The organism is Vibrio sp. D173a, from assembly GCF_030248475.1.
In genome coordinates this window covers 20508-27565 of the sequence record NZ_JAHGAH010000122.1, presented here as the reverse complement: position 1 = coordinate 27565, position 7058 = coordinate 20508, and the positions used below count along the sequence as shown (strand labels likewise).

Here is a 7058-nt window from a genome sequence, read left to right as displayed (position 1 = left end):
TTTTGCCTTCAGCTTTTAGAAAAAGCTGAAAGTAAAAGCAAGAATTTGCTTGGCGACCATAGCGATTTGGACCCACCTGATTTCCATTCCGAACTCAGAAGTGAAACGAATTAGCGCCGATGGTAGTGTGGGGCTTCCCCATGTGAGAGTAGGACATCGCCAGGCTTTAAATTTAGACTTTAGGTCTAACCAGTGCGGAGCGGTAGTTCAGTTGGTTAGAATACCGGCCTGTCACGCCGGGGGTCGCGGGTTCGAGTCCCGTCCGCTCCGCCACTTATTCAGACAAAGCCCTAGCAGAAATGCTAGGGCTTTTTCGTATCTGACAATTCAAATTCACCTATTGGTGTATGAACTCCGCTCGTGTGCGAGTCCAATTGCGTGCAAGCCCAGCCGCTCTGCCACTTATTTAGAAAGCCTTGCTAGAAATAGCAAGGCTTTCGTCGTTTCTAGAGCCTTCAATTTCCTACTCGCTCTAGCCTTATTTACCATTAAGCTCCCTTCTTCTTAAACCGACCTATTTTACTTTTTTGCTATATGTATGTGGGTGCTTACTATCTTGTTAGTGATCATTAAATATAGGTCTTCATTTGTAATCTCTGAATCTAAGCATTATGACTGCACATCTTTAAAAGATAACTGAGAATCATTATTAATATTTAGTTACACTCACATCAATTGGAATAATGGGTGACTAAATACATGGATATATCTCGTCGACGCTTGCTTCAATCTTCCTTAGCGATCTCTGCGCTTACCGTTCTGCCTGCATGTTCTCTATATAGGGGCACTAACAAACAAGGTCAGCATATATACGACATCACTGCAGAGCCTTCTATTGCTGAATTAGTACCAGGATTTAATACGGATGTACTCGCGTTTAATGGATCGATTCCAGCTCCTACGATTCGTTGTCGCCAAGGCGAGAAAGTTATTATCCGATTTACCAACAAGCTTTCAGAGCCAACTACAATCCACTGGCATGGCTTGCGAATCCCTATTGAAATGGACGGTGTCCCTTTCTTGAGCCAGCCGCCTATCATGCCGGGTGAAACATTCGTTTATGAATTTACACCGCCAGATGCGGGTACGTTTTGGTATCACCCACATATGAATAGCGTTAAGCAGCTTGGTATGGGGTTAGTTGGTCTAATTATCGTTGAAGAGGCTGAGCCTGTTCAGTTTAATGAAGAGCATGAAGTCGTTCTCAAGCATTGGCATTTAGACAAACAAGGTCAGTGGAAGAATCTAATGGTGCCGCGCTTGAGTGCACGCATGGGAACGCCAGGAGAGTGGAGTAGCGTCAATGGTGTTCATGAACCTGTTTATGCGTTGAAGCAGAATGCAACAACGCGACTAAGAATTGCTAATGTCGATAACACCATTACTTACCCGATCGCTATAGAAGGAGCAGAGGCTTGGGTTATTGCTATTGATGGGAATCCTGTTAAAACGCCTTATAAGCTCACTCAACACAAAATTGGTCCGGGAATGAGGTTAGATGTCGGATTGATTGCTCCAAGGGCAGGAGAGCGTGTTTATGTGCGTCAAATGAGAGGGCGCTTCCCATTCCCTTTGTGTGAGTTCGAAGTTGTTGAGTCTGACCTGCCGACCAATCAGAAACTGCCTTTATTGCCTCTTAACCCTGTGCCTGATCTTGATTTGGAAAATGCTGATCAAATTGATTATGTGTTTGAATGGGAGGGGGCAGTCACTCCTGCCGATAAATCGGGCAAAGCGATACCTAAGTTTTGGCTAATGAATAAACGAGCTTGGGAGGGAATGAGCAAAGATAATATTCCTGCGCCGCTTTCAACATTGGAGGTGGGAAAAACCTATATCTTCAACCTTAAGAACGTCACCCAATATCATCATCCTATTCATCTTCATGGACATACATTTACCGTTCTTGAATTAGATGGCAAAAAACTCGATGAGCCGTTTCATACCGATACGGTCTTACTTGGAAAAAATGGCAGTGCGAAAGCGGCATTTGTTGCAGATAACCCAGGGCGTTGGATGTACCATTGTCATGTGATCGAACACATGAAGACGGGGTTGATGGGTTATATTGAAGTAAAGTGACTCCTGTAACTTTTTAAATCTTGATAAGTTTTAAGCGCTATACTTTGCTGAATTCTAAGATTGTATAATCACTATTACCGTAAATTTGATTACAATGTCGCCATTAACTTTTCTGGGGGAATTATGGGGCAACTATCCGTTTTGGGTTTTATTGCATTGGGTGGCGCATTTGGTGCATGTTCTCGTTACTTAATTTCTGAACTTTGTGTGATGCTACTTGGTCGTGGTTTTCCATACGGTACATTAACGGTTAACGTTGTTGGCTCATTTATTATGGGTCTACTAATTGCTGCGTTTGAAACTGAGTTAATGGTCACTGACCCATGGCGTCAAATTATCGGGCTTGGCTTTTTGGGCGCATTAACTACGTTCTCGACTTTCTCAATGGATAACGTGTTGCTTATGCAGCAGGGAGCTTTCTTTAAGATGGGATTGAACGTATTGCTGAATGTCGTGTTAAGCATTTCGGCTGCGTGGATTGGTTTCCAATTATTGATGCGTAGCTAGCAAAAACACTCAAATCTTCATCAGGTCGGCTTGGTTTAACCAAGCCGTTTTTATATACTGATTTCACTTGTCGGAGTGCCATAAGGCTGAGACCGTTAATTCGGGATCCGTTGAACCTGATCAGATTAGAATCTGCGAAGGGAACAAGAGAAGATATCTACACCAGAGTTCTATCTGGTTGACCTATCAAATAGTCGAATGTTGTTATAGACGAAGAGCACTCGCTCGACTTGTCTTTAATTCGATTCCTCTTGTCGCATCTATCCGCCAAGCATTTTTATCCCAATACTTTTTATCTAAGCATAACAAAGCAAGGAAAAATGCTATGTCGAGTCGCAAGCAAGCGAGACTGGAAGCAAAACAGTTCATTGATACACTCTCGGTACAACCGTACCCTAATTCAAGCAAAGTCTACGTAGAGGGTTCACGTCCTGATATTCGTGTGCCAATGCGTGAAATATCACTCGCTGATAGCCTTATTGGAGGCACAAAAGAAGCGCCTATTTTCGAGCCTAATGAGCCAGTACGCGTTTACGATACCTCGGGTGTATACACAGATCCAGAACACACCATTGACCTCTACAACGGCTTACCTAAGCTGAGAGAAGGGTGGATTGAAGAGCGCTCCGATACTGAGCTAATTGATGAAGTAAGCTCGGTGTACACCAAAGAGCGCTTAGAAGACGAAACGCTAGACGATCTTCGTTACGGAAATCTACCACGTATTCGACGTGCCAAAGATGGGCAATGCGTGACTCAATTGCACTATGCTCGCCAAGGTATAATCACCCCAGAAATGGAATACATCGCTCTACGTGAAAATATGGGGCGTGCTCAATACCGTGATGAAGTGCTGAATCAACAACATCCGGGTCAAAGCTTCGGAGCGAATCTTCCAAAAGACATTACCGCCGAGTTTGTGCGTAAAGAAGTCGCCGAAGGTCGAGCGATTATCCCTTCCAATATCAACCACCCAGAATCCGAACCAATGATCATTGGCCGTAACTTTTTGGTCAAAGTGAACGCCAACATCGGTAACTCATCGGTCACTTCTTCGATTGAAGAAGAAGTAGAGAAGTTAGTATGGGCAACGCGCTGGGGTGGAGATACCGTTATGGATCTCTCTACTGGACGTAATATTCACGAAACTCGCGAGTGGATTCTACGTAACAGCCCAGTTCCGATCGGTACCGTACCAATGTATCAAGCGCTTGAGAAAGTGAATGGTGTGGCGGAAAACCTTAACTGGGAAGTGATGCGCGATACTCTGATCGAGCAAGCAGAGCAGGGCGTTGACTACTTCACTATCCATGCCGGTTTACTACTTCGTTATGTGCCAATGACTGCAAAACGTGTTACTGGTATCGTCTCTCGTGGTGGCTCTATCATCGCGAAATGGTGTTTAGCACATCACCAAGAAAGCTTCTTATATACTCACTTCCGAGAGATCTGTGAAATCTGTGCTAAGTATGATGTGGCACTTTCTCTCGGTGATGGTCTTCGTCCTGGTTCGGTTGCCGATGCTAACGACGAAGCGCAATTTGCAGAGCTCAAAACCTTAGGTGAGTTGACCAAAATAGCGTGGGAATACGACGTACAGGTGATTATCGAAGGTCCTGGTCATGTTCCAATGCATATGATCAAAGAGAACATGGAAGAGCAGTTAGAGCACTGCCATGAAGCTCCTTTCTACACCCTTGGTCCACTGACGACAGACGTCGCTCCTGGTTATGACCATATTACGTCAGGCATTGGCGCTGCCATGATTGGTTGGTATGGCTGTGCGATGCTTTGCTACGTAACTCCTAAAGAGCATCTTGGCTTACCAAACAAAGAAGATGTAAAGGTAGGTATGATCACTTACAAGCTTGCTGCGCACGCCGCTGATTTGGCGAAAGGACACCCTGGTGCACAAGTTCGTGATAACGCGCTTTCTAAGGCTCGCTTCGAGTTCCGCTGGGAAGACCAATTTAACTTGTCGCTCGACCCCGATACCGCTCGTGCCTTCCATGATGAAACCTTGCCTCAAGAGTCTGGAAAAGTTGCTCACTTCTGTTCGATGTGCGGACCAAAGTTCTGCTCCATGAAGATTTCGCAAGAAGTCCGAGAATATGCGAAAGACACTGAGCAAGTTGCTGCGGACCAAGCTATCTCAATCAAAATGCTAGATGATCCTCTTGAGGGGATGCGTCAGAAATCGCAAGAATTTAGAGACACAGGTTCTGAGTTATACCACCCTGCAGTACATGCCGAGGTAAGTGACTGATGAGCAAAATCCTTATTCCGTCATCATTGATTGAACTAACAGGTTTAGTTCAACAATGTTTGTTGTTGGCGAAAGAACAGGGTTTTAGCATAGAAGACGTTGAGTTGGGTGTGAGCCCAACTCAATCTATTCAGCTTGTTCGCAACCAACAGACCACACGCATAACGACAGATCTTATTGATGGTTATGACTCCGAGCATGAGAGTTCATTTGTGCTTTATTACCGCTCTGCTTTATCGGTAGAAGCGTGTGCTAAGCAACCGTCGAAAGCGATTTATATTGGCATTGTTGATACGCAGGTATCCGATGAAAAGGAGAAAGAGCTTCAGCTTGATATCTGGCGTCACCCAATTAACAACGAAGTGAGAGCGCTTTCCGTTAAGTCCAAATTCAACGCAATGTTCGATCCCGAACATCACCTTGCTTGGATTGTAACGCTGACAGTCCTCGATTTTCCTATCGAAGATGCGTTAACACTTGCTCGAGGAATGCTAACTCAACAAGCGAATGTTTCACGTGAAACACTGTTGAATGACAACTTCGACGGAGGGCAAACTACTCAGTGGGCTGACCAATTTGATGATTTCCCCGCACCTGTACTGGAGGATAACCGACTAGGTATTCAAGTTGGTTGGTCTGCACAAGGCGAGAGCGTTAGCTTTCCAACTCTGAATAAGCAAAGTTTAGGGCTCTATCCAGTCGTTGATGATGTTGCTTGGATTGAACGTCTATTGCCACTAGGCATCAACACTATACAACTGCGAATCAAGAACCCACAACAAGCCGATTTTGAACAACAGATCATTCGAGCAATTGAGCTAGGTCGTCAGTATCAAGCACAAGTGTTCATCAATGACTATTGGCAGTTGGCAATCAAGCATGGCGCTTATGGCGTTCACCTAGGACAAGAAGACATAGAAGAATCGAATTTGGCTCAGCTAACTAAAGCCGGTATTAGTCTTGGTCTTTCTACTCATGGTTATTACGAACTACTGCGCATCGTACAAATTCATCCTAGCTACATCGCGCTAGGGCATATTTTCCCAACCACCACAAAACAGATGCCATCGAAACCACAAGGTTTAGTGCGCTTGGCACTGTATCAAAAGCTGATTGATAGCATTCCTTATACAAATACAGAGGCTGCTTTCCGTCCAGCAAAAGACAAAGCAGGTAGTGACTATGTGCTTGGCTTTCCGACGGTTGCGATTGGTGGTATTGACCAATCTAATGCAGCCCAAGTTTGGCAAACAGGTGTTTCTAGTTTGGCAGTTGTGCGAGCTATTACGTTGGCAGAATCACCTCAGTCCGTCATCGAGTTCTTCGCACAACTGATGAAGGAAAGACAGCTAACGTTTACTGATCAGAATAGTGAATTGGCGCATAACAAGAGAGGCGAGCATGCTCACGGATAAGCAGTTTCTTCGCTATCAGCGCCAAGTCGCTCTGCCTGAAATTACCGAAATTGGGCAAGAACGTTTGAGCAAATCTCATGTGCTGATCATCGGTTGTGGTGGGTTAGGGAGCGCAGCGAGTTTGTACTTGGCATCCGCGGGTGTTGGTAAATTGGTTGTGGTCGATGACGATGAAGTTGATAGCAGTAACCTGCAACGCCAGATCATTTATCGCGAACAAGACCTCCAAGTTGCGAAAACAAAAGCGACTGTAAAGCAACTGACTGACCTTAATTCTATGGTTCAAATTCGCGCTCTTAATAAGCGATTAGACAAAGCACAGCTGCAGCTTGAGGTGATGCTAGCGGATGTGGTGCTCGACTGCACCGATAACATGCCAACGCGCCAGCTAATTAACCAAGTTTGTTTCGAGCAAAATACGCCGCTCATCTCGGCGGCGGCAATTGGTTGGCAAGGCCAATTCGCTGTCTTTGATTACCAAACACCAAGTGAACAAGAAGCGCAGAATAAAGCCTGTTACCGCTGTTTGTATCCGTTCGACGAATTACCGCAAACGCAAAAGTGCAGTGAGAGCGGTGTCGTCGGTCCGGTGGTGGGTACACTTGGCAACTACCAAGCGATAGCGGCAATTCAAAAACTGGCGACGGGAAAGTTTCATGTCGAGACTGCCAAGTTACACCTGTTCGATGGATTGAAGCTGCAATGGCAAACCATGGCGATAAGTAAAGATAAACAGTGCCAAGTGTGTGCTCAGATTTAGTTTACGAGTAATGGGCAGAATTAAGAGA

5 protein-coding genes, 1 tRNA gene, 1 rRNA gene and 1 riboswitch are annotated in these 7058 nt (G+C 45.2%); all 7 genes read left to right on the top strand.

What is annotated here, in order from left to right:
• The first annotated feature begins 48 nt into the window (after positions 1-48).
• The 7 genes from rrf (at position 49) to KIV40_RS13700 (ending at position 7030) form a co-directional block, all read left to right on the top strand.
• Positions 49-165, top strand: a 5S ribosomal RNA gene (gene rrf, locus KIV40_RS13730).
• A gap of 31 nt (positions 166-196) precedes the next feature.
• Positions 197-273 (top strand) — tRNA-Asp (locus tag KIV40_RS13725).
• Between the two features lie 426 nt (positions 274-699).
• Positions 700-2082 (top strand): multicopper oxidase family protein, encoded by a 1383-nt coding sequence (locus KIV40_RS13720; protein ID WP_285349717.1) that lies wholly within the window; start codon positions 700-702, stop codon positions 2080-2082.
• 123 nt (positions 2083-2205) lie between these two features.
• Positions 2206-2589, top strand: a complete 384-nt coding sequence (gene crcB / locus KIV40_RS13715; protein ID WP_005430379.1) for a fluoride efflux transporter CrcB — start codon at positions 2206-2208, stop codon at positions 2587-2589.
• A 61-nt stretch (positions 2590-2650) separates the two neighbouring features.
• Positions 2651-2749: riboswitch (TPP riboswitch) on the top strand.
• Positions 2750-2914: 165 nt separating this feature from the next.
• Positions 2915-4855 carry a phosphomethylpyrimidine synthase ThiC gene (gene thiC / locus KIV40_RS13710; protein WP_285349712.1) on the top strand — a complete coding sequence of 647 codons (1941 nt, stop codon included), beginning with the start codon at positions 2915-2917 and terminating at the stop codon, positions 4853-4855.
• Positions 4855-6270, top strand: coding sequence for a thiamine phosphate synthase (locus tag KIV40_RS13705; RefSeq protein WP_285349710.1), 1416 nt, complete (start codon positions 4855-4857; stop codon positions 6268-6270). The genes thiC and KIV40_RS13705 overlap by 1 nt, the downstream gene beginning before the upstream one ends.
• Positions 6257-7030: a HesA/MoeB/ThiF family protein gene (locus KIV40_RS13700; protein ID WP_228176212.1), complete on the top strand. Its 774-nt coding sequence runs from the start codon at positions 6257-6259 to the stop codon at positions 7028-7030. Before KIV40_RS13705 ends, KIV40_RS13700 begins: the two co-directional genes overlap by 14 nt.
• Positions 7031-7058: the final 28 nt, after the last annotated feature.

What these genes read in the sequence shown, in the direction of transcription:
- KIV40_RS13720 (WP_285349717.1), top strand. Translation starts at nt 700, where the DNA reads ATGGATATATCTCGTCGACGCTTGCTTCAATCTTCCTTAGCGATCTCT.
- crcB (WP_005430379.1), top strand. Translation starts at nt 2,206, where the DNA reads ATGGGGCAACTATCCGTTTTGGGTTTTATTGCATTGGGTGGCGCATTT.
- thiC (WP_285349712.1), top strand. Translation starts at nt 2,915, where the DNA reads ATGTCGAGTCGCAAGCAAGCGAGACTGGAAGCAAAACAGTTCATTGAT.
- KIV40_RS13705 (WP_285349710.1), top strand. Translation starts at nt 4,855, where the DNA reads ATGAGCAAAATCCTTATTCCGTCATCATTGATTGAACTAACAGGTTTA.
- KIV40_RS13700 (WP_228176212.1), top strand. Translation starts at nt 6,257, where the DNA reads ATGCTCACGGATAAGCAGTTTCTTCGCTATCAGCGCCAAGTCGCTCTG.